The sequence below is a fragment of the Corynebacterium sp. HMSC076D02 genome (assembly GCF_001813815.1).
Lineage (GTDB): Bacteria > Actinomycetota > Actinomycetes > Mycobacteriales > Mycobacteriaceae > Corynebacterium > Corynebacterium simulans.
The window spans coordinates 197160-219524 of record NZ_KV814082.1; the positions used below are offsets into that span (position 1 = coordinate 197160).

Annotated in this window: 21 protein-coding genes and 1 pseudogene; 4 read left to right on the top strand and 18 right to left on the bottom strand. The window is 60.9% G+C overall.

Features of this window, described 5'->3' with window-relative positions; translation table 11 throughout:
- Positions 1 to 10 precede the first annotated feature (10 nt).
- Positions 11 to 304 (top strand): YciI family protein, encoded by a 294-nt coding sequence (locus tag HMPREF2935_RS11545; RefSeq protein WP_062038595.1) that lies wholly within the window; start codon positions 11 to 13, stop codon positions 302 to 304.
- Between the two features lie 3 nt (positions 305 to 307).
- Here the strand turns inward: HMPREF2935_RS11545 and HMPREF2935_RS11550 are convergent, their stop codons facing one another.
- The 8 genes from HMPREF2935_RS11550 to dapB form a co-directional block, all read right to left on the bottom strand.
- On the bottom strand, positions 308 to 1426 hold the full coding sequence (locus HMPREF2935_RS11550; protein ID WP_070733298.1) for a TerC family protein: 1119 nt from the start codon (positions 1424 to 1426) through the stop codon (positions 308 to 310).
- A 219-nt stretch (positions 1427 to 1645) separates the two neighbouring features.
- Positions 1646 to 5065: an FtsK/SpoIIIE family DNA translocase gene (locus tag HMPREF2935_RS11555; RefSeq protein ID WP_083313237.1), complete on the bottom strand. Its 3420-nt coding sequence runs from the start codon at positions 5063 to 5065 to the stop codon at positions 1646 to 1648.
- 133 nt (positions 5066 to 5198) lie between these two features.
- Positions 5199 to 5504 carry a maleylpyruvate isomerase mycothiol-dependent enzyme family protein gene (locus HMPREF2935_RS13870; protein WP_371326245.1) on the bottom strand — a complete coding sequence of 102 codons (306 nt, stop codon included), beginning with the start codon at positions 5502 to 5504 and terminating at the stop codon, positions 5199 to 5201.
- Complete coding sequence (locus tag HMPREF2935_RS13875; RefSeq protein ID WP_371326246.1) at positions 5483 to 5824, bottom strand: maleylpyruvate isomerase family mycothiol-dependent enzyme; 342 nt, start codon at positions 5822 to 5824, stop codon at positions 5483 to 5485. Before HMPREF2935_RS13875 ends, HMPREF2935_RS13870 begins: the two co-directional genes overlap by 22 nt.
- An 80-nt stretch (positions 5825 to 5904) precedes the next feature.
- On the bottom strand, positions 5905 to 8010 hold the full coding sequence (locus HMPREF2935_RS11565) for a ribonuclease J (RefSeq protein ID WP_083313238.1): 2106 nt from the start codon (positions 8008 to 8010) through the stop codon (positions 5905 to 5907).
- 2 nt (positions 8011 to 8012) lie between these two features.
- Positions 8013 to 8921 carry a 4-hydroxy-tetrahydrodipicolinate synthase gene (dapA, locus tag HMPREF2935_RS11570; protein WP_070456459.1) on the bottom strand — a complete coding sequence of 303 codons (909 nt, stop codon included), beginning with the start codon at positions 8919 to 8921 and terminating at the stop codon, positions 8013 to 8015.
- 90 nt (positions 8922 to 9011) lie between these two features.
- Positions 9012 to 9761 (bottom strand): FAD-dependent thymidylate synthase, encoded by a 750-nt coding sequence (gene thyX / locus HMPREF2935_RS11575; RefSeq protein WP_062044100.1) that lies wholly within the window; start codon positions 9759 to 9761, stop codon positions 9012 to 9014.
- A gap of 33 nt (positions 9762 to 9794) precedes the next feature.
- Complete coding sequence (gene dapB, locus HMPREF2935_RS11580) at positions 9795 to 10541, bottom strand: 4-hydroxy-tetrahydrodipicolinate reductase (protein ID WP_070733300.1); 747 nt, start codon at positions 10539 to 10541, stop codon at positions 9795 to 9797.
- Positions 10542 to 10690: 149 nt separating this feature from the next.
- Between dapB and HMPREF2935_RS11585 the strand changes: the two genes are divergently transcribed.
- Positions 10691 to 11089: a VOC family protein gene (locus HMPREF2935_RS11585; protein ID WP_061923103.1), complete on the top strand. Its 399-nt coding sequence runs from the start codon at positions 10691 to 10693 to the stop codon at positions 11087 to 11089.
- A gap of 157 nt (positions 11090 to 11246) precedes the next feature.
- On the opposite strand, the gene HMPREF2935_RS11590 is transcribed toward HMPREF2935_RS11585, so the two are convergent.
- Complete coding sequence (locus tag HMPREF2935_RS11590) at positions 11247 to 13487, bottom strand: polyribonucleotide nucleotidyltransferase (protein ID WP_070733302.1); 2241 nt, start codon at positions 13485 to 13487, stop codon at positions 11247 to 11249.
- A gap of 156 nt (positions 13488 to 13643) precedes the next feature.
- Between HMPREF2935_RS11590 and HMPREF2935_RS11595 the strand changes: the two genes are divergently transcribed.
- Positions 13644 to 14156, top strand: coding sequence for a CPBP family intramembrane glutamic endopeptidase (locus HMPREF2935_RS11595; RefSeq protein WP_061923112.1), 513 nt, complete (start codon positions 13644 to 13646; stop codon positions 14154 to 14156).
- A 13-nt stretch (positions 14157 to 14169) separates the two neighbouring features.
- Here HMPREF2935_RS11595 and HMPREF2935_RS11600 read toward each other — a convergent pair.
- From HMPREF2935_RS11600 to HMPREF2935_RS11615, 4 genes and pseudogenes are all read right to left on the bottom strand, one after another.
- Positions 14170 to 14483, bottom strand: a pseudogene (locus HMPREF2935_RS11600) (DUF4288 domain-containing protein).
- A gap of 108 nt (positions 14484 to 14591) precedes the next feature.
- Positions 14592 to 14861: a 30S ribosomal protein S15 gene (rpsO, locus tag HMPREF2935_RS11605; protein WP_070733304.1), complete on the bottom strand. Its 270-nt coding sequence runs from the start codon at positions 14859 to 14861 to the stop codon at positions 14592 to 14594.
- Between the two features lie 167 nt (positions 14862 to 15028).
- Positions 15029 to 15961, bottom strand: a complete 933-nt coding sequence (locus HMPREF2935_RS11610) for a nucleoside hydrolase (protein ID WP_070733306.1) — start codon at positions 15959 to 15961, stop codon at positions 15029 to 15031.
- The gene (locus HMPREF2935_RS11615) at positions 15962 to 16987 is read right to left on the bottom strand and encodes a bifunctional riboflavin kinase/FAD synthetase (protein WP_070733308.1); all 1026 of its coding nucleotides are present in this window, start codon (positions 16985 to 16987) and stop codon (positions 15962 to 15964) included.
- 37 nt (positions 16988 to 17024) lie between these two features.
- On the opposite strand from HMPREF2935_RS11615, the gene truB reads away from it, so the two are divergent.
- A complete protein-coding gene (gene truB, locus HMPREF2935_RS11620) occupies positions 17025 to 17918 on the top strand; it encodes a tRNA pseudouridine(55) synthase TruB (protein ID WP_061923122.1) in 894 nt (297 codons plus the stop codon).
- A 29-nt stretch (positions 17919 to 17947) separates the two neighbouring features.
- Here the strand turns inward: truB and HMPREF2935_RS11625 are convergent, their stop codons facing one another.
- From HMPREF2935_RS11625 to rbfA, 5 genes are read right to left on the bottom strand one after another with little or no spacing between them, the layout of a single operon-like run.
- Entirely contained in the window at positions 17948 to 18616 is a 669-nt protein-coding gene (locus HMPREF2935_RS11625; RefSeq protein ID WP_070733310.1) for a 4'-phosphopantetheinyl transferase family protein, read from the bottom strand.
- On the bottom strand, positions 18616 to 19443 hold the full coding sequence (locus tag HMPREF2935_RS11630) for a metallophosphoesterase family protein (RefSeq protein WP_070733313.1): 828 nt from the start codon (positions 19441 to 19443) through the stop codon (positions 18616 to 18618). Before HMPREF2935_RS11630 ends, HMPREF2935_RS11625 begins: the two co-directional genes overlap by 1 nt.
- 29 nt (positions 19444 to 19472) lie before the next feature.
- Positions 19473 to 20819 carry an MATE family efflux transporter gene (locus tag HMPREF2935_RS11635; RefSeq protein WP_179294358.1) on the bottom strand — a complete coding sequence of 449 codons (1347 nt, stop codon included), beginning with the start codon at positions 20817 to 20819 and terminating at the stop codon, positions 19473 to 19475.
- Positions 20820 to 20824: 5 nt separating this feature from the next.
- The gene (locus tag HMPREF2935_RS11640) at positions 20825 to 21817 is read right to left on the bottom strand and encodes a DHH family phosphoesterase (RefSeq protein ID WP_070733315.1); all 993 of its coding nucleotides are present in this window, start codon (positions 21815 to 21817) and stop codon (positions 20825 to 20827) included.
- A 1-nt stretch (position 21818) separates the two neighbouring features.
- Positions 21819 to 22262 (bottom strand): 30S ribosome-binding factor RbfA, encoded by a 444-nt coding sequence (gene rbfA, locus HMPREF2935_RS11645; RefSeq protein WP_070733318.1) that lies wholly within the window; start codon positions 22260 to 22262, stop codon positions 21819 to 21821.
- Positions 22263 to 22365 lie beyond the last annotated feature (103 nt).

Here is a 22365-nt window from a genome sequence, read left to right on the forward strand (position 1 = left end):
GGATAAGTTCATGAAATACTTCGCAGTCAGCTACGAATACAACCCACAAAATCCAGCCATCGCGGAAAACCGCCCAGCACACCGCGAATTCATCGGTGGCCTAAATGAAAAAGGCATCATTTTAGGCTCCGGCCCCTTTACTGATTCCAAGGGCGGTGCGCTCATCGTTTTACAATTTGCCGATGAGGCCACCGAGGTTGCCGAAGCCATCAAAATTATGGACCAAGATCCATTCTTTGTCTGCGGCGCTGTTACCGCGCGCGCATTCCGCGAATGGAACCCGGTGATTAACTCTTTTGCTTAAAGGTTAGGGCAGTTCGGTCTCCGGAAGATCGGCTGCCTTACCGACGAACTCGCCCGACTTGGTGCGGACGATCTTGTTGCCCTCTTCGTCCCAGTCATAGTGGTTGTGGGACACGGTGATGCCGCCCTGCGCTTCGTCGCGCTTGTTCTTAAGGACAGAAGCCGCGACGGTAAGCCCCAGCACGCCGACGATGACGAGCAGGGAGACCAAGGTCGGAATCTCCGGGATAGCCTCCACGTTTTCACCGCCGTTGATAAACGACAGGTTGTTCTCATGCAGCGCGTGGAAGAGCAGCTTCACGCCGATGAAGCCCAGGATGATACCCAAGCCATAAGGCAGGTAAACCAAGCGCTCGAGCAGGCCATCGATGAAGAAGAACATCTGACGCAGGCCCATCAGCGCGAAGGCGTTGGTGCTAAAGACCAGGAACGGCTCCGAAGTAATGCCGTAGATGGCTGGGATGGAGTCGAATGCGAACATGACGTCGATAAGCCCGATGGCGACCAGTGCCACGAACAAAGGCGTCAATGCCAGCTTGCCCTTCTTTGACCCGGACTCCTCGCGGTGGGTCAGCTTGTCACCGTGGTAGCGCGGGGTGACGTGGATGACCTTGCGCAGCCACTTGATGATCAGCATGTCATTCGGGTCAGTCTCTTCGGCATCGGTGACCTCGTCCACGATGAGCTTGACCGCGGTGTAGATGAGGAAGATGGCGAAGAGGTAAAACACGTCAGACCAGGCCTGGATGATTGCCGCGCCCAGCATGATGAAGATGAGGCGGAATAGCAGCGCCAACACGATGCCGATGAGCAGCACCTTCTGCTGGAAGCGGCGAGGAATCTTGAACGAACCCATAATCAGCGCGAACACGAAGAGGTTGTCCACGCTCAAGGCTTGCTCAGTCACCCAGCCTGTGTAGAACTGAATGGCGTGCTCGTGATCCCACAGCACCCAGACGATACCACCAAAGATGACGGCCATGCCCATGTAGAACAAGGTCCAGAAGCCGGATTCCTTCATGGAGGGCTCGTGCGGCGAACGCACGTGGCTCAAGAAGTCAAAGATGAAAAAGCCGAGGATGACGGCGATGGTTAGTATCCAAATCCACAAAGGGACATGCATATATAAATATCCTCCGGTCGAGTAAGAAAAGATTTGACCGGAGGTCTCCCCCAACTCGTCTACTGCGAGCCAGCGAGACCGGGAACTCATTTCCCTGCGGAGTTGCCGTGTTGACGATCATCGCTGTGGAACGGGGTACTCCCCTCCAAGACTTGTACTATCTTACACAAAAGTTAATACCCCACCGCAATGGCTGCGGTGGGGCGAGAAACTTATTGCCTAGAAGGCGCCGGAGGACGGGTTATACGTCGCTTGGACAGTGCGCGTGTCCTCGCCACTTGGGGCGGAGGCATCGTCGGCGGAAGAATCTTCCGCCGATTCAGCCTGCGCCATCTCGTCCTGGATTTCCTTCGGCGCCTCTGCTGGGTCGGCGCCCTTGATCATCCAGATGATGGTGTCGAGTTCTTCCGGCTTGACCAGCACCTCACGGGCCTTGGAGCCCTCGGATGGGCCCACGACGCCGCGGGATTCCATGAGATCCATCAGGCGGCCCGCCTTGGCGAAACCGATGCGCAGCTTGCGCTGGAGCATTGAGGTCGACCCCAGCTGGGAGGTGACAACCAGCTCGACTGCCTCGAGCAGATCGTCCATGTCCTTGCCGATATCGTCGTCGATTTCCTTCTTGGCCTCGGACTTCTTTTCCTCGGTAACGCCCTCGGTGTAGTTGGGCTGGCCTTGGGCCTTCGCGGCGTCGACAACCGCTTGTACCTCTTCGTCGGAGACGAAAGCGCCCTGCATACGCACCGGACGGCCGCCCTGCGGAATGAAGAGACCGTCGCCCATGCCGATGAGCTTTTCTGCACCGCCTTGGTCCAAAATGACGCGGGAGTCCGTAAGGGACGAGGTGGCAAATGCCAAGCGGGAAGGAACGTTGGTCTTGATAAGACCGGTGACCACGTCCACGGAAGGTCGCTGGGTTGCGAGCACCAAGTGGATGCCGGCCGCACGCGCCTTCTGGGTGATGCGCACGATGGATTCCTCGATTTCCTTCGGCGCGGTCATCATAAGGTCGGCCAACTCGTCCACGACGCAGACGATGTACGGGTACGGGCGCATCTCGCGCTCGGAGCCGAGCGGCGCCTGGTGCTCGCCAGAGATGACCTTGCGGTTATAGTCCTCGATCTTGCGCACGCGGGCAGCCTTCATGTCCATGTAGCGCTGCTCCATCTCCTCGACGAGCCACTGCAGGGCCGCCGCCGCCTTCTTCGGCTGGGTGATAATAGGCGTAATAAGGTGCGGGATGCCCTCGTAAGGAGTCAGCTCCACCATCTTCGGGTCAACAAGGATGAGGCGGACCTGCTCCGGGGTCGCGCGCGTCAGGAGGGAAACCAGCATCGAGTTAACGAAGGCCGACTTACCGGAACCGGTGGCACCGGCGACAAGCAGGTGCGGCATCTTCTGCACGGAATAGGACGAGTACTCGCCCTCGATGTCTTTGCCCAGGCCGATGAGCATCGGGTCCTCATCACTGGATATGGCCGGGGAATCCAGAACGTCACGCAGGCGCACCATCTCACGGTCCGCATTCGGAACCTCGATACCCACCGCAGACTTGCCCGGGATTGGGGTCAGCAGGCGCAGGTTGTCCGTCGCCACGGCATAGGCCAGGTTGGACTGCAGGTTCGTAATCTTGGAGACCTTCACGCCTGGTCCCAGCTCGATTTCGTAGCGGGTGACTGTCGGGCCACGGCTAAAGCCGGTGACCTGAGCATTGACCTTGAACTCCTCGAAGACATCGGTAATCGCCTCGATGATGCGGTCGTTGGCCTCGGTGCGGGCCTTGGTGGGCTTGCCCGCGGTCAACAATGCGGTGGTAGGCAGGTCGTAGTCGGACTCGTTGCCCATCGCGCCAACCTGTGCGGCGGCCGGTTGCTGCGCTGCAGGGGCCTCCACGGACTTGCCCGTCGCCGCATCGCGGCCGGAGCGCTGCTGGAACAGGCGCACTGCCTCCGCGTGTGCGGAAGAAACAACGTCGGAAGCAGCGTCCATTGCGGCCGCACCAGCAGCGCCGGCAGCGGCGGCACCAGCAGCGCCGGCAGCGGCGGCACCAGCAGCGCCGGCAGCGGCGGCACCGGCAGCGCTTGGCGACGCCTTCTTGGCTACAGGCTGAGCCGCAGGTTCTGCGGCCGGCTGCTGGGCCGACTGCTGGACTGGCTGCTGAGTCGGCTGTGCAGATTCTTGACGCTGCGGTGCAGAAGGCAAAACGGTGGTCTGCTCTTCATCACGCACGGCCGGGAACTCGTCGGTGTCCTCGATGTTGCGGGAGCCAGCGAAGTCTGGGCGGCCGTGCTGGACCGGCGCGGCGTTAGAAAAGACTTCGGTGGGCTGGCCGGCCTCGTCAAGCAATGCTTGCTCTTGTTCTTGGGCAGCCGGCTTGGCGTTCGCGGAATCGAAGGACACGGTGGGCTGGTTGACCGATTGGTTATCTGCCGGGTAGTTATCCATCGGCGTCGCCAAGCGGCGTGGGGCCTGGCGCCGCACGCGACGTGGCTGCGAATGCTGGCGCTTATCACGCGGGGTGCGCTCGCGGCCTTCGGCAATGTCTTCGATGTCATCGTCGACGTGGCCATAGGCATCGTCGACGATGTCCTCGTCATAGTCGTCATAACGCTCGGCCTTCTTCTCGCGCAGGCCCGCCATCAGGTCGTTGAAGAGCGCAGAGAGGTAGTCGAAGGCCTGTCGCAAGGTGATGCCCGTGACGTTCAAAGCGCCGTAGATGATGAGCAGGATCAGCAGCGGCACGGCGACGTAGGCGGAAAATGCTGCCTCCAAAAGCTGGCCTACGGCAAAGCCGATGGCACCGCCGGCGTCGCCAGCCGCGTTATCGTGCCAGGAAAGCTTGGGCAGACCGGCGAAGATGTGAATTAGGCCCAGCATCGAGACAACAATGAGGCCGATGCCGCCCATTACGCGGGGCTGCAGACGACCAGCTACGCCGGAAACTCCCATCATCAGCACCATGGCGAGCGCGATCAAGGCGACCGGCAAGACGTAAGCGCCCGCGCCGATGACATAGCGCACGGCGTCGGTGAGATAGGCGCCGATAACGCCAACGATGTCGAACCAAACCGCGCATGCCAAGACGATGGCTACGCCGATGAGTGTTAAGGCAACGGCATCTGGGTTGGAAATCTGGATGGTGCGCTCTTCGCGCGCGATTGCATCAGGAGCAGTTGGCGAATGCTCATCGAGCTCATGCTCGCGCGCTGCGCGATCTTCTGTGGCCTTTGCGCGGGTCACCTTGTTTTTCTTTTGTTTGCCGCGAGTAGAAATTTCCTCTGGCTCCCTTGCATCGTCGTATGCGAATTCTTCATAGCCTTCTGCCCCGCCGTCACTCGGACGCAGATTGCCAAAACCGCGGCTAACGCCGCGCGTCATATCGCCCATGCCACGCGCGGTGGCACCGAATGCGGCACTTAGGCCACGCCCGACAGCACGAAATGCGCTGCCGGTCCGCTCATAAGAGGGATCAGCAGCGCGGTTGGCGGAAGTAAGCGTCAGATTCTCTGCCGCATTCCGCGACGTGGACTTGGCCGCTCCAGACCGCCCCGAGGGGCGCGATCGATTCGCAGGACGGGCCGCCCCCTTGCCGGAGCGGCCGCGATGCGAGGCGCGTGACGGTGCGTTTTTGACAGACATGCCAGCCACTCTAGTAGCCCACACCCCACTAATCACATACGCCACACGGGTTTCGAGGAAGTATTTTCCTTAGTTAATGATGCGTCTGCGGGCCTGCAGGGCTACCCGCAAGACGTACGTGGCTATATCTAGTCTAGAGAGTTGACCTAACGACGGCGCTTACGTCGCCCTCAATTTTCAGCGAGCAAGCATCGCGGCCAAAGACCCACAGCACGAGCTCTGGAACGGGCCCCATCACGCGGACGACGTCATCGCCGCGATCGGCAACCTTCCTATCGTCCGCGACGACGATCCGGCCAAAGTTCTCCGGATACAACACGACCGGCTTGGAAGACTTTTTCAGCATGCGTGGCGCGAGCATTTTCAGAGCCTTATGCAGCTCGCCCAAAACCACCGCGGAGAACTCGCGTTGCTCATTCATGCCATTGGCGCGGCGCACGTCCTCGTGGTGGACAAAGTGCTCGGTGAGATTGACCTTGGAGTCAACAAGACGCATTGGGTTGGCGCGTCCGGCTCCCCTCCCCAGTCATCGACGAGCTCGGTGAAGTCGCGGGCAGCCGCCTGCTCCATCGCGGCGTCGAGACGGCCGGCAAGCTGTGGGACCAGCATGCCCGCCGCAGCGTCGGGACGGTTCTCACGCACCCACAGGTGGGCAGCTAGATCGCGGGTGCTCCAGCCCTGGCAGAGGGTGGGAGCGTCTGGTCCGAGCTTATGAAATAGCGTCACCAGCTTGGCGCGCTCAGCAGAAGAAAACGACATGTGCCCCAGCATAGACTGCTGGGGCACACGCCGTCAGACGAACAAGGCGGCTCGATACGCGCTGCCAAGCCTAAAGGTTTTTAAAGGGACTCGCGGGAAGCCTCTACCTCATCGTCGTCTGCAAGCAACGGACCAGAGTTGGTCGGAATGATGGTCGGCAAGATGACCGGCTCACGCTTGTACTTGGAATCCATGAGCTTGGTGACCTTGCGGCGGACCTTCTGGACCATGCGGTAGGTGTCGTTCTCGCCTTCGGCAGCGAGATCGTTCATGGTGTTTTCCACGATCTCGGCAACCTCTGGCACGATTCCACGGTCGTCGTCGGAGAAGCCCGTGGTGGAAACCGCTGGCTTTTCGAGCAGACGCGAGGTGCGGTTGTCGATGACACAAGTGATGGAGACAACGCCGCCAGCACCGAGGTTGGTGCGGTCTGCCAAGGTATCGGCATCGACGTCACCCATGGAAACACCATCGACGTAGAGGTTGCCCACCGTGATCTGGCCAACGACCTCGGCACGACCCTTGCGCAGGTCTACAACGACGCCGTTTTGGGCGAGAACCACGCGGTCGCGGTCGACGCCAGTAGAGACAGCCAGTTCCTTGTTCGCACGCAAATGGCGCCACTCGCCGTGGACCGGCATAGCGTTCTTCGGACGTGCAGCGTTGTAGAGGAACAAAAGCTCGCCGCCGTAGCCGTGGCCGGAAGCGTGAACCTTAGCCTCCTTGTTGGTGACAACCTCGGCACCAATCTGGGAGAGCATGTTCATCACACCGTAGACGGCCTCTTCGTTACCCGGAATCAGGGAGGAAGAGAAGATGATCAGATCGCCATCGCGAACGGTGATCTGGCGGTGCTCGCGACGCGCCATGCGCGACAGTGCCGCCATCGGCTCGCCCTGGGTACCGGTGGTAATCAGAAGGACCTTGTGCGGTGCCATCTTGGCAGCCTCATCGATCGGGACGATAGTGCCGCGCGGAACCTTAAGGAAGCCCATCTTCTCGGCGATTTCCATGTTGCGCATCATGGAACGGCCGTTGAACGCGACCTTGCGGCCAGCGTAAACGGCGGCGTCGATAGCCGCCTGCACGCGGTAGACGTTCGAGGCGAAGGACGCAATGATGACGCGCTGCTTGGCATTGGAGACCAAGCGGCGGAAGGTAGCCGGGATATCGCCCTCAGATGCGGAAACGCCTGGGATGTTCGCGTTGGTGGAATCGCAGAGCATGAGGTCGACGCCCTCGTCGCCGTAGCGAGACAGCGCCGGAAGGTCGGTCGGACGGTTATCCAGCGGGGTCTGGTCCAGCTTGATGTCACCAGTGTGGATGATGTTGCCAGCCGGGGTGCCCAGCATGATGCCCAGTGCATCCGGAACGGAGTGATTAACTGCCCAGAAGCGCAGACGGAACGGACCGTAGTTCACGTCGGACTTCTCGTTGACCTCAACGAACTTCGGCTTCTGGCGGTGCTCCTTACACTTCGCCGCAATCAGGGCGATGGTAAAGCGCGATGCCACGATTGGGATATCCGGGCGCAGCTTGAGAAGCCACGGGATAGCACCAATGTGGTCCTCGTGAGCGTGGGTAACCACGACCGCCTTGACCTTGTCGATCTTCTTTTCGATCGGGCCAAAGTCCGGCAAGATAAGGTCCACGCCCGGCTCCCCGGAGGACGGGAAGAGCACGCCACAGTCAATGATGAGCAGCTCGTCCTGGTGCTCAAAGACGGTCATGTTACGACCGATCTCAGAAATACCGCCCAGAGCGTAAATGCGCAGGGCATCCTTCGGCTGCTTCGGCGGCTGCGGCAGGCGCTTGGTCAGATCCGCGCCCTGCATGGACTTCGGAACGTTGCGGCGACCGCGGTTGTTGTTGCGGTTGCCACGGCCACCATTGTTATTGCCGTTATTGCCGTTGTTGTTATTTCCGTTGTTCTCGGCGTTGTTGCCGCCGCGGCCGCGACCGCGACCACCGCGGGAGCCACGGGAACGCGAGCGGCGGTTGCCGCCGTTCGAGTTCTCGGAATTGCCGTTGTTATTGGACTTCTTGTCGCCGGATTCCTGTTTTGGCTCCGAGTTGCTCGGTGCCTGAAAAACCGGCGAAGCCGCCTCGTTGGAGGCGGACTCGGTTTCCGCTGGTGGGCCCGCCTTGCGGGTAACCTTGCGGGAACGGTTACGGGGTTCAGTCATTCTTAAAGGACTCCAGCCTTTTCCATATCACGGCGAAGTTCCTCAATCTCCTGCTCGCTTGCTGCGACAACAGGCAGACGAGGATCGCCGACTTCGATGCCCTGCAGGCGCAGGGCAGCCTTTGCGAGTGTTGCTCCTCCCAAGCGTGCTTGAGCTTGGATGAGCGGGGTCAAAGTTTGTGCGTTGATCTCCCTTGCGCGTGCAAGATCGCCTTCTTCGAAGGCATCCAGAAGATCTGCGAGACCGCGCGGTGCTGCATGGCCAACCACGGATATGACGCCAGATGCGCCCAAGGAAAGCCACGGCAGGTTTAGCGGGTCATCGCCGGAGTACCAGGCGAGGCCGGTCTCCTGAATAAGTGGGGCGGCTGCACCAAGGTTGCCTTTGGCGTCCTTGATGGCCTGAATGGTCGGCAATTCCGCGAGGCGACGGATGGTATCCGTCGCAATCGGAATGCCCGAGCGGCCAGGAATGTCATAGAGACAAATTGGGGTATCGGTTGCCTGAGCAATCGCTGCGAAGTGCGCATACACGCCTTCCTGCGAAGGCTTGGAGTAGTAAGGGGTCACGACGAGCAGGCTGTCTGCTCCCGCTTCTGCGGAAGCCTTTGCCATCTCAATCGAGGTGGCGGTGTTGTTGGTGCCTGCGCCGGCGCAGATCTTTGCGCGGTCCCCTACTTCTTCCTTGACGGCCTTGAGCAGCGTTAGCTTTTCATCCAGCGTTGTCGTCGGCGATTCACCGGTGGTACCGCCCAGAATCAAAGAGTCGATACCGTTGTCAACGAGGTGAGCTGCCAGCCGGCGTCCCGCGGCGACATCAAGTTTGCCATCCCCGTCAAACGGGGTGACCATGGCTACTCCGACGCGTCCGAAGGTTTCTACGCCTGTCTTTGCTGTCATACCTGTGCTCATAGCCGTCAAGATTACCCGCTTCCCGCGAAATTTTGTTCATCGGGGTGGTCGCGTGGCGGAACAAGCTATGTCCACCGCCACGGACTTGAGCTAGGCGTATGGGCTCGCTGCCATTTCGGTGCCGTCGGCAAGCTGGGTGATGTGGAAGTCATCGAATACCACCGGCGACTGCTCCCGCAACAGCTTTAGGCAGGCAATAGCTAACTCGCGCATCTCGGTATCCGCCTGCTCTGTGGCACGCGCGCCGATGAAGTGACGCCAAGCGCGGTAGTTTCCGGTAACCACGATGCGGCTTTCCGTGAGATTGGGCAACACCGCACGTGCCGCCTGCCGAGCCTGCTTCTTGCGCAGCAGTGCGTTGGGCTCATCTTCTAACTTGCTCTCCAGCGCGCTGAGCAGCTCGTTATAGACAAAGCGAGTTTCATCAACGGCCTGCATAGTAAGCCGCGTCAGCTGCTCGTCTTCAGCAATGAGCTTGGGCAGCACCACCTGAGTTTCCTCCGGGTGGACATAGCGCTGCGAGAGCTGGGAGAAGGAAAAGTGGCGGTGGCGCACCAGCTCATGACTGGCAGAGCGCGACAGGCCGCGGATATACAACGTAGCCGTGGCGTGCTCCAGCAATGCGTCGTGGCCGACCTCCAGAATGTGGCGCAGGTAGGCCGAGTTTGTCGCGGTGCGCGGGTTCGGCTTATCGAAGGACTCGTAGCAAGCCCGGCCGGCAAATTCGACGAGAGCCTCGCCATCGGAGGCTGCCTGTTCCCTCTCCCACTCGATGCCCTGCGGCGGGTGGAACTGCGTTGCCGCGATGAGCTGGACGTCCAGTTCGCTAATGCGTGCCATATCTAGTGCCTTATGTCTCCCTGATAGTCCGACTTATAGGCCCAAGTACTTCTCAAGACCCACGGTCAGCCCTGGGTGCTCTGCAATCTGGCGAACGCCAACCAGCACGCCCGGGGTGAAGGAAGAACGATCATAGGAATCCTGGCGGATGGTCAAGGACTGCCCCTGGGCGCCAAAGATGACCTCCTCGTGGGCAACCATGCCGCGGGTACGCACGGCGTGGACTGGGACACCGTCGACGTCGGCGCCGCGTGCGCCTTCGAGAGCTTGCTCGGTAGCGTCCGGCATCTGACCTAGGCCTGCTTCCTTGCGGGCGGCCGCAATGCCCTGCGCGGTGTGGATGGCGGTGCCAGAAGGCGCATCCAGCTTGGTTGGGTGGTGGTACTCCACAACCTCGGCGGTCTCGAAATACTTCGCAGCCTGTGCTGCGAAAACCATGGTCAGCACGGCGGAGATGGCAAAGTTTGGTGCAATCAGGACGTTGCCTGCGCCATCTTGCTTGGTCCACTCCTCGACCTGTGCCAGGCGGTCTGCGTCGAAACCGGTGGTGCCCACGACGCAGTGAATGCCGTTGCCAATGCAGAACTCAAGGTTTGCCATCACCGAAGATGGCTGGGTGAAGTCAACGATAACCTCGGCGTGGCTATCCACCAGCACCTGCAGGTCGGTATCGCGGTCAACCTCAGCGACCAGCTCGAGGTCATCTGCCGCATTAACGCCTTCTACAATCGCCTGACCCACGCGGCCCTTCGCACCCAAAACGCCAACTTTGATAGCCATAAATGCTCCTTTGCCCTGTTCAATATTCAATGTTCGATGTTCAATCTAAATTTAAATACGTATAAGCACGCTACATCTAGCGCAGGCTTTATTGCCTGCCCCAACGCCGACCAGTCTAACGCGCCAGTTGGCAACGCAGACTTTGTGCCATGCGTATCTATATTGCTTCCGTGCTTGTCGACGACGTCGCTCGCGCCCACGATTTCTACGTCAACACCTTGGGATTCAAGGTCAAAGACGATGTCACGCACGGCGACTTCCGTTGGCTCACTGTCACCAACGCCTCCGGTCCAGCCGACGGAAGCGGCATCGAACTCCTGCTAGAGCCCAATGGCCCTCCAGCAGCAGCTCCTTTTACCGAGGCACTCAAAAAAGACGGCATTCCGTTTACCCAGTTCCTGTCTGAGGACGTGCAGGCCGAGTACGAAAAGCTCAGCGCAAAGGGCGTTAATTTCACCATGGAGCCAACCGACGTCGGCCCTTCCATCATCGCCGTCTTCGACGACACAGTGGGCAACCTGATTCAGCTAGTCCAGCTCAAGCATTAAAGCCTTTCAAAACTAACAAGACACAAAAATCTCCTCCCTCAACATTTCACGCCGCAATAGCAGCGCCAGCTTAAACTTTAAGCAGATGTTGAGCGGAGGAGATTTTCTATTTTGGAATGCTCAAGGCTTTAGGTCATAAGGCCTAAAGCCTGAAGCCTTAAGCCTCTTCGACTGGAACCAAGGAGATCTTTCCGCGGTTGTCGATGTCTGCGATTTCGACCTGAATCTTATCGCCGACGTTGACGACGTCCTCGACCTTCTCGATGCGCTCGTCGCCGCCGAGCTTCGAGATGTGGATGAGGCCATCGCGGCCTGGGGTCAGGGAGACAAACGCGCCGAAGGCTACGGTCTTAACGACGGTGCCCAAGAAGCGCTCGCCGACCTTCGGCAGCTGCGGGTTAGCGATGGAGTTAACCTTCTCGATCGCGGCGTCGGCGGCCTCACCAGTTGCGGCGGAGATGTAGACGGTGCCGTCTTCCTCAATGGAGACCTCAGCACCGGTCTCCTCAGTAATCGAGTTGATGGTCTTGCCCTTCGGACCGATGAGCTCGCCGATCTTGTTGATCGGAATCTTCACGGAAGTGATCTTCGGAGCCAGACCAGACATCTCGTCTGGTCCTTCGATGACCTCAGCCATGGTCTCCAGGATGGTGGCGCGGGCGTCGCGAGCCTGCTCCAGTGCCTTAGCCAGGACCTTGGACGGGATGCCATCGAGCTTGGTGTCCAGCTGCAGCGCGGTGATGAACTCGGAGGTACCTGCGACCTTGAAGTCCATGTCACCGAATGCATCCTCGGCGCCCAGGATGTCAGTCAGAGCGACGAACTTCTCCTTGCTGTCTACCTCACCGGAAACCAGGCCCATTGCGATACCTGCAACCGGAGCCTTCAGCGGAACACCAGCGTTGTACAGGGACAGCGTGGAAGCACAAACGGAGCCCATGGAAGTAGAACCGTTGGAGCCGAGGGCCTCAGAGACCTGACGGATGGCGTACGGGAAGTCCTCGCGGGAAGGGATGACCGGCAGCAGCGCGCGCTCGGCAAGAGCACCGTGGCCAATCTCGCGGCGCTTCGGGGAGCCAACGCGGCCGGTCTCACCGGTGGAGTACGGCGGGAAGTTGTAGTGGTGCATGTAGCGCTTGCCCGTGACCGGGGTCAGGGAATCGATCTGCTGCTCCATCTTGAGCATGTCCAGGGTGGTAACGCCCAGGATCTGGGTCTCACCGCGCTCGAAAAGGGAGGAACCGTGTGCGCGTGGGATGAGGTCAACCTCAACGCCCAAGTCACGGATGTCGGTGACGCCACGGCCGTCGATACGGAAGCCCTCGGTGAGGATCTTCTTGCGCACGATGGCCTTCATGACAGCGTTATACGCAGCGCGGATCTGCTTGGAGGCATCCTCATCCTCAAACTTCTCGAGGAGATCCGCCTCGACCTGCTCCATGTACTCGTTGGTAGCGTCGTCACGGTCCTGCTTGCCGGGGATGGTCATCAGCTTCTCCAGCTTCTTGGAGGCTGCCTTTTCCACGGCGGCAAATACGTCATCGGTGTACGGCGGGAAGAGTGGGAACTCCTGGGTTTCTTTCGCTGCGCGCTCAGCCAGACCTGCCTGCGCCTCGCAGAGGGTCTTGATGAATGGCTTTGCTGCTTCAAGGCCTGCGGCAACGGTGGATTCCTGCGGTGCCGGTGCGCCTTCCTTGATGCGCTCTGCAACATTGATGCCGGCGCCTGCCTCGACCATCATGATGGCAACGTCTTCCTTGCGGCCCTTCTTCACAATGCGGCCGGCGACGACCATCTCGAACAGCGCACGCTCGTGCTGCTCGTGGTTCGGGAACGCAACCCACTGGCCTTCTGGATGCTTGTCATCAGCGATAAGCGCCATGCGCACGCCGCCGACGGCGCCGGATACCGGCAGGCCGGAAAGCTGGGTGGAAGCAGATGCGCCGTTGATGGCGATGACGTCGTAGTACTCCTCCGGCGCCATGGAAAGCACCGTGACAACGACCTGCACCTCGTTGCGCAGGCCCTTGACAAAGGTCGGACGCAGTGGACGGTCAATCAGACGGCAGGCCAGGATGGCCTCGGTGGAAGGACGGCCTTCGCGACGGAAGAAGGAGCCCGGAATTTTGCCGGCTGCGTACATGCGCTCCTCGACGTCCACGGTCAGAGGGAAGAAGTCGAAGCCCTCACGCGGCTGGTTGGAGGCGGTGGTGGTGGACAGGAGCATGGTGTCCTCGTCCAGGTAAGTGGTCACAGAGCCGCCCGCCTGACGAGCCAGCTGGCCAGTCTCGAAACGGATGGTGCGGGTGCCAAAATCGCCATTGTCAAGGGTGGCGATTGCTTCGGTGATACCGAATTCTTCATCAATGTTGAACTCAACGGCGTTCTTAGCGCTCATTAAAGTCGTTCTCCTTTGGAGGTTTCTTTGGCGATCATCGGTGCCGCCGGTTAAAAATGGTTAGGTTTCTACAACGAGTAGCGATTTTAGCAGCTTTCCTGGGATTATGTCGAACATCACGCTCCCCGACTCGCGGTACAGACTTAGACTTAAACCATGGTCATGTTGTTGCTGTGGTCGCTTCCCACACTCATCTACCTTCTCCTGCGCCGCCAGCCGGCAGTCGCCGTCTGCGGACTGGGACGTCCATGGGCGCGCGGGTGGGCGTGGGCAGCGGTGATGCTGCTCGTATTGCTGGTGCTGAGCTACCTCGCTTTGTTGCCTGCGCCGGCGGAGGTTGTCGCGCAGACCACGACTGCAACAACGGCAATGGGATTCCTTGCGATGGCGCTGCGCGCGGTGGGCGAAGAAATCTTCTTCCGCGGTTTTCTACAAGGAATTATCACCCAGCGCTGGAATGCCGGCGCGGGAATTACAGTGCAGGGCCTCCTCTTCGGCCTCATCCACCTACCGCTGGCCATGCTGGATATCAGCCTCATCCCGCTCTTTGTTTTGCAGATTGCCACCGGCTTCGCCATGGGTTGGCTGCGCGAGAAAAGTGCTTCTCTATGGCCCGGCGCCGCCGTGCACGCTACCATCAACATCCTCACGGCAGTGCTCCTCGTGTAGCCCACGCTCGGGACTAGGCGAACGGGTCGCGCCCTCCCAGCATCATTTCAAAGCGCGCATAGTCCTCAAGCGACGCAAAGTGGCGCGCGTAGAGGTCCACGTCTCCCTCGACCGTGCCGTCGAGTGCGGGCGCGACATCCACGATGTGGCGCATCACGCTCGTGGGATGCTCTGCCGATTCTTGGCTACGCGCCAGCGCCTCGACCTTCGCGCGCGCCTCATCGTCGTCTGTGGCGCGGACGAGGACAAAATCTTCCCGGAAATACGACGGCTCGCTAGGCTCTACCGATTCAAGTTCAAAACGACAATGCCGATATAAGGTTCCATGGTGCCAAGCTACCGCCTCTGGGGCCGCGATACCTGCTTCGTGATCGAGGCGGCCCTAAAACGCAACAAACCCCGTCCGAAGACGGGGTCTGAAAGCTACCGAAAGGCTTAGCGGCGCAGGCCCAGGCGGGAGATGAGGTCACGGTAACGATCGATGTCGTTAGCTGCGAGGTACTTCAGCAGGCCGCGGCGACGACCGACCATCAGCAGCAGACCACGACGGGAGTGGTGATCGTGCTTGTGGGACTTCAGGTGCTCGGTCAGGGTGTTGATACGGGAGGTCAGCAGAGCGATCTGTGCCTCTGGGGAGCCGGTGTCGGTCTCGTGCAGGCCGTACTCCTTGAGGATCTCTGCCTTCTTCTCAGTGCTCAAAGCCATGTTGGATTTCTCCTATTGTATTTCAGTCCGCATGAAATTCTTAGCGCCTTTAACTGCTGCGGACCGCAGTCACAAAGCCAAGGGATAACTCTAACAGCTTTTCTGCCCCAAACCCAAACTGCGGCTTCTTGGCACAATCCGCAGGAAGGCACGCCACTTTCTGCACGTTAATGCTGTTGCAGAAGCGAATCGAGCTTGTCCATCAGCTCGGCCACAAAACGCGGGGCATCCACATCTACTGCCACGTGGGCAGCCTTGTGTAGTTCTTGCATCCTGGCAACGTCGCCGATGGTGCGGCCAGGGGTCGTGCCAGTAGTTTCGCAGGCCAGGTTGGTATCGAAGCAGGTGACCAGGCTAGGGTCTGCCGCCACGGCCACCGCGAGCGGATCATGCAGGCCACAACCGCCCAGGTCCGGTTCGATGGCGGCGTAGGCGCGGATGTAATAGTCGAGCATGTCCGCATAAACGCGTCCGGCCCGCGTACCGAGCCCACGCCACTGCCGTGTCTCCGCAGTGGTCAGAAGCGTTTGCAGCGTAACATCCAAGCCCACCATCGTGACATCGCGTGCAGTGCGGAAGAGGAAGTCCGTGGCAGCGGGGTCCTGCGCCACATTGGCCTCAGACCAGGTGGTGACGTTGCCCGGCACGGTCAGGGCGCCGCCCATCATGACGATGCGAGTATCCGCGAGTGCCGGTTCAGCTTTCAGCGCCGCCGCAATCGTGGTGGACGGCCCAGTCGGGATAATCACCAGGTCTTCGCCATGTTCACGCGCCGCCCGGCACAGAAACTCCACCGCGGATTCTTCCTGTACCTGCCCGCGCGGCGGCGGAAGCAGGACGTCGCCAATACCGTTTCGGCCATGGATGAAGGCGGAAATTGGCTTGACCTGGAATCCCGCCGGCTGCTCACCGGCAAAGACCGGGACGTCGCCCGCGCCGAGCAGCTCCAGCAGCACCAAGGTATTGCGCACGCCCAGTTCCACAGGCACGTTGCCATAAGTCACCGTCACGCCGATGAGCTCGAGGCCTGGGTGCGCCAGCGCATAGGCCAGCGCCAGGGCATCGTCGATCCCGGTATCGAGATCCAAAATGACCTTCATTTAGCCCTCCTGCAGGAAGTACTCGTCCTTCTCCCAACCGCGGGCCTTAGCATCCTCGGCGAGGACCTCACGTGCCTTGGCCACATCTGCTGCCATCGCGTCCAGCAACTCTTCTACCGAGTTGAACTTCACCATGTCGCGCAGATGATCCACGAACTTTACCGTGGCCACGTGCCCATAGAGATCGGCATCGCGATCCAGCACGAAGGACTCGATGGAACGTTCTTCGTCGCCGAAGGTCGGGTTCGTGCCCACGGAGATCGCCGCCGCATAAGCCACGCCGTGGTCCATGTTGCCCTCGACGGGCGCCTCAGCCGGCTCCAGGATGAACCAGCCCGCATAGACGCCATCGGCCGGAATAGCCACGCTATCCGGGAAGTACTGATTGGCGGTGGGAAAACCGAGCTCCTTGCCGCCGCGCCCGGCACCGCGCACCACCGGGCCAGTCACTGAGAAGTGGCGGCCAAGAGCCCAGTTAGCCTTGGAAATCTCACCTTTCGCCAGGTTGGCGCGGATATTTGTGGAGCAGATTCGCACCCCGGCGTCGTCAAGCAACGGCACCACGTCGACGCTAAAGCCATGGGTTTTACCGAACTCCACCATCGCGTCCGCCGTGCCGCTCGCGCCCGCACCGAACGTGAAATTCTCCCCCACGACCACGTGACGCGCATGCAGCTTTCCCACAATCAGGTCTTCGACGTAGTGCTGCGGAGTCGTGCCCACAAGCTCCTTGGTGAAGTCGATGACGAGCACCGCATCGATGCCCATCTCTTCCGCCAGCTGCAGGCGGCGCTCAAACGTCACCACGGACAGCGGCGCGCGCTCCGGGAGGAAGACCGCGACGGGGTGCGGATCAAAAGTCACCATCACCGTGCGCAATTCCTTTGCGCGCGCATAGCTCACCGCATTATTGATCAGCTGCTGATGGCCGCGGTGTACGCCGTCAAAGACACCGATGGTCACCGCAGTCGGGCCAAAGTCACCGGGGATGCTGTCGATTCCGTACCAAATATCCACGGCCACCATGCTAATGCACGGCGAGGCGTGGAATAGACTGCAGGGCATGACTGATGCGCTCGCAAATTCTGGCCTGGTGGTAGTGGACAAGCCGCAAGGCATGACCTCACACGATGTGGTGGGCCGCCTCCGCCGCATATTTCACACCCGCAAGGTGGGCCACGCAGGCACCCTCGACCCGATGGCCACCGGCGTTTTGGTGGTCGGTTTGGAACGCGGCACCAAGTTCCTCGCGCACATGGTCGCGTCAACCAAGTCCTACGACACCACTATTCGCCTTGGCATGGCGACGCATACTGACGACGCCGAGGGCGAGCGCACCTGGGGCGAGCCTGCAAGCGAACTCGATATGGAGCAGGTCAATAAAGAGGTCACAGCTCTCACCGGTGACATCATGCAGCGCCCCGCCGCGGTCTCTGCAATCAAGATCGACGGCAAGCGCGCCCACGAGCGCGTGCGCGAGGGCGAAGAGGTGGAAATCCCCGCCCGCCCGGTTACGGTCAGCCGCTTCGACATCCTCGCCCACCGTATCGAAGGTGAGTACCTGGACCTCGACGTCACCGTTGATTGCTCGTCTGGCACCTATATTCGCTCCCTCGCCCGCGACCTAGGTGAGGCGCTCGGCGTGGGCGGTCACCTCACCGCCCTGCGCCGCACGGAGGTAGGGCCTTTTAAGCTTGGCGACGCCCGCACTCTCGACGAGCTTGCAGAGGCTCCGGCCTTATCGCTTAGCCTCGACGAGGCGCTCGCCCGCTCCTACCCTGTCCTTCAGGTCACCGAAGACGAGGCAAAGGCGCTAGCCATGGGCAAATGGCTCGAGCCGCGCGGGCTAAAGGGCACCTATGCGGCGGTAGATCCTGATGGTCGCTCGATTGCGCTCATCAAGGAAAAAGGAAAGCGCCTGGCCACGGTATTCGTGGCGCGGCCGTCGACGCTTTAAGCCCGTGGTGGGCTATTGAGGGCCCACCACTAAAAGCCCACCGCGGGCACCACCGTGGAGACGATGACGAAGCCATCGCGGATAATCCAGCGGCCGCCAATCAGCGGCACGGGGGTCGGCCGGGCCAAGATATAGGAGATCAAGGTGCCATCGAGGCGCAGGTCGATCTCTGCTTGGTCGAAGTCCAGCCAGCGATGTGTCATGGGAAACCACGCTTTGTACGTGGCTTCCTTGGCGCAGAACAAGAGGCGATCGGGGCAGGCAATCCCGGCGTCGGCAAGCTGCGTTAACTGCGCCATCTCCCCTGCGCGCGCAATCATGGTCAGCACGTGATCGGGCAGTGGCTCGGCGGGTTCGGCGTCGAGGCCCATGGAGCGCACATGTTTACTCGGAGCCGCTACCGCCGCGCGCAGGCCCTCTGTATGCGTCATGGAACCGGTATAGCCGTGCGGCCACAGCGGCATGCCCCGCTCGCCGCGCATGATGGGCTCCTGACTTGCACAGCCCAGCTCCTGCAAAGCGCGATGCGCGCACCAGCGGGCGTCTCCGAATTCCGCCTTGCGCACGTCAACTGCCTGGGAGACCAAGGATTGCTCCTGCGGGTCCAGCTGCGTGTAATTCATCAAATCCGTAAGCGCAGAGTCGGTGCGCACGTAGCAGTAGCGGGCGGTATCTGGGAACAGGTGTGGTTCCAGCATTAGCGCACCTCCTCAAGCGCCGAGGACGCGGGCTCATCACTGTGTAGGACCGGATAGGGCCACTGCTGGAGATGGCCGTGCGCCTCCCACTCGCGGGGATAGCCCAGTGAGACCTCGATGTGGTCTACCCCATCGACGTTGGTGCGGCCGGGCAGATGCAGGTGACCGTAGATGACCGCCTGCGCGTTATAGCGCCGCGCCCACGAGCGGGTATGGCGAGTGCCGCACCACAGGGCGATTTCCGGCCACGCCATGCGCAGCGTGGGTTCTTGAACCAGCGGCCAGTGATTGACCAACACCGTAGGCCCACTTACCCGGGAAAGGCGCTTGATGGAATAGGCAAGGCGATCCCAGCACCAGGCGCGAACATCGACGAAGGGAGCGATGGCGAAGTCATCGGTCATGACAATCTGGCGTTCACGGGCACGCTCTAGGGCGCCCTCGACGGTGGTGCCGGGTGGGCGGAAGCTGTAATCATAAAGGGTAAACAGCGGCACGATGGTCACCCCGCCGAAGACGGGATATGGGTCTTCCGGAGTCACCACGCCGATTTCGCGGCAGCCCTCCACCAGCTCGTCATACTTGGCGCGGCCCTGGCACCTATCTTGGGAACGCGAGAAGAGCTCGTGGTTTCCCGGCACCCAGATCACCTTGGCGTAGCGCCGCGAAAGCTTGGTGAGGATGCGCAGTACGAGTTCGGTGCGCTCGGCCACGTCACCGGCCACGATGAGCCAATCGGCAGGATCTTGCGGGTCGAGCTCATCGATGCGGCTGGAATTAGCACGCACTGCCGCGTGAAGATCTGACACCGCCCATAAGGTGGCCATGGCGTGCTCCTTTCTTCTTCCCTTTCAGGTTAGACCACGGCCCAGCGCATCGAGCGGAAGCGATAGACCACGCCAAGGAAACGGATGAAAACAAACAGCGCAAGGCCGCACCACACGCCGGGCAGGCCCGCGCCCAAGGCGTAGGCCGTCCACACGCCGGGTAGGAATCCGCAGAGCACCGAAACAATGGTCAGCGTACGCAGGAAGGCGGCATCGCTGGCGCCGAGCAGGACGCCGTCGAGTGCAAAGACCACGCCTCCCAGAACCACCATGGCAATCATGATGAGCCACGGCAGCCGGATGACCTCGCGCACCACTGCATCGGTGGTGAAAAGCGCAGGAATGATGCCGATGCCCAGGGCTAGGACTGCGCCGAGCCCGAGCGCAAAGGCCGTGGAGTAGAAAGTGACCTTGGTGCCGACGCTGCGCGCGTGCTTGGCCGAGCCCGCGCCGAGCGCCGCGCCGGTCAGCGCCTGGGCGGCGATGGCCAGAGAATCCAGCACGAGGGTTAGGAAATTCCACAGCTGAATCATGATCTGGTGCGCGGCGAGCTGGGCCGTTCCGAAGCGGGAAGCCACGGCGGCGGCCGAAAGGAAGGCCACCTGGAAGCTGGCAGAGCGCACGATGAGATCGCGGCCCAACACGAGCTGGCGCTTGACGACGCCCCACTGCAGCCGCCAGGAGCCCACGTGCTCACGGCGAAGCTCGCGCAGAAATAGCGCGGCCATGATAGCCATGCCCAGCACGGTGGCCAGGGCGGAGCCGGCAAGGCCCCACTGGTGGACGAATACTGGCACAGCGATAGCGCCAGGAATGAGGCCGGCCAGGGTAAAAAGCAGCGGTTTTACAGTGTTTTGAACGCCGCGCATCCAACCGTTGCCTGCCATCACGGTGAGATTGAGCGGGATAGCGAAGGCGGCGATGCGCAGCCACAGCGCGGTGTACTGGGCAGTTTCTGGATTGCCGGTTAGCCAACGCGCAAAGTGCCCTGCGCCCAACCACATGATGACCGCCAGAGTCATGCCCACGCCGATGGCCACGTAGGTGGCCTGTACGCCTTCGGCTACGGCCTCGTCCTTTTTACCGGCGCCGAAAAGCCGCGAGGCGCGCGCGGTTGTGCCATAGGAAAGAAAAGTCAGCTGGGTGGTGACAACCGTGTGGATGGTCGCCGCTGCACCGAGTGCGGCCAGCTGATGCGCGCCCAAGCGGCCCACCACTGCCGTATCCAACAATAGGTAGAGCGGCATGGCAGCGAGCACGCCGAGCGCCGGAAATGCGAGGCGAAATACCTCACCAGCGCTCACGCGGGTGACTGCCTTACCTGGCTTCGAAGTATCTTCTGCTTCTGCCGAAGCATTGTCCTGTTCGCACCGCATGACGGTTACTCCCCTACAGCATTTTCTTCGTCGTAAGCGGCAAGTGCGTCGACGAGATGAGCAATGATTTCTTCTGGCTTACCCAGGGCCGTATAGCCGGCCGCCGGGATGTGCCCGCCGCCGTCGAACATGAGCGCCACCTGCGCGCAGTTAACGGTGGAAGAACGCAGCGACACCGCCCAGACTCCCGCGCGTTGCTCTTTGAACACCACGCCCATGTCGGTGCCTTTGAGCGCGCGAACGAAGTCCACCATGGATTCCACGGCGGAATCGGAATGCGACTGTACTTCCTCAACGGGCACGATAAGCGTGCCGAGGCGGTGCTCGCCAGCTTCGATGATGCGCAGACCAGACAGCACGCGGCCGACCATCTGCACGTCGTCGGCGGTGTTGGAGTCCATCAGTTCCACTGCGATCTGTTTGGTATCGAGCCCATAGAACATCAGGCGGGCAGCGATGTCGTGCATGGCTGGCCGGCCCCAGCGGAAGCTGCCGGTGTCGGTAACCAGACCGGCATAAAGGCAATGCGCAATCCCGCGATCGATCTGCACGGAGAGCATATCGAGGACGTCGAGAAGCACCACAGTGGTGGACTCGCACTCCGGATCAATCAGATTGATGGAACCGAAACCGCGGTTCGATGCGTGGTGGTCGATGCACAGTACCCGGCCGGTGCCCGCCATCTTCTCCAACTCCCCCATGAGAGCGCCGGTGCGGTCGATGGAACCACAGTCCACCGTGACATAAAGGTCATAGCCTTTTGGCAGGGTGTTGACGAGCTCAATCTCGTCGGCGGCAGGGATGGTGAAAAGATCGTTCGAAATCGGGCGTTCCTGGCCGATGACGGTGCGGGTCTGCTTGCCCCGCTGGCGCAACGCCAGGTTCAACGCGGCGGCAGAGCCGATAGCATCCGCATCGGGGCGCAGGTGCGTAATGATGCAGATGCTGCTCGCTTCTATCAAGGCGTCGGCGGCGCCTTGATAATCGGCGCGGCGCACCCTAGGCCTCTTCCCGATCGGAATCCTTGTATGGGTTCGCGTCTCCAGCCGGCTTCGCGTTGGCCTTCAGCTTGGCAAGTTCGGCATCGCGGGCGCGGGCGCGCTCCAGCAAATCCTCCATGTGGGCGGAAGCCTCCGGAACGGTATCGACCTCGAAGGCGAGCGTCGGGGTAAAGCGCACGGAGAGCTGATCGCCCACAATCTTGCGCAGTTGGCCCTTCGCGCGGTTGAGTGCCTCTGCTGCCTTGTCGAAGTCCGGCTCGGAGTCGATGTCCTTGCCGCGCACGGTGTAGTAAACGGTGGCATCGTGGAGATCGCCCGTGACGCGAGTATCGGTGATGGTCACCATCTCGAGGCGACGATCCTTGATATCGCGTTCGATAGCACTCGCCACGATTTCCTGAATACGCTTGGCCATTCGTGCAGCACGCGCGTGGTCAACCATGGTGCAACTCCTTCTCCGTCGAACTAGCGATCTCTACCAAGATCTATAAAATCGTGTTCATCTTACATTACTCCGCATGCATGCCCTGCAGCAGAAGCTGCAA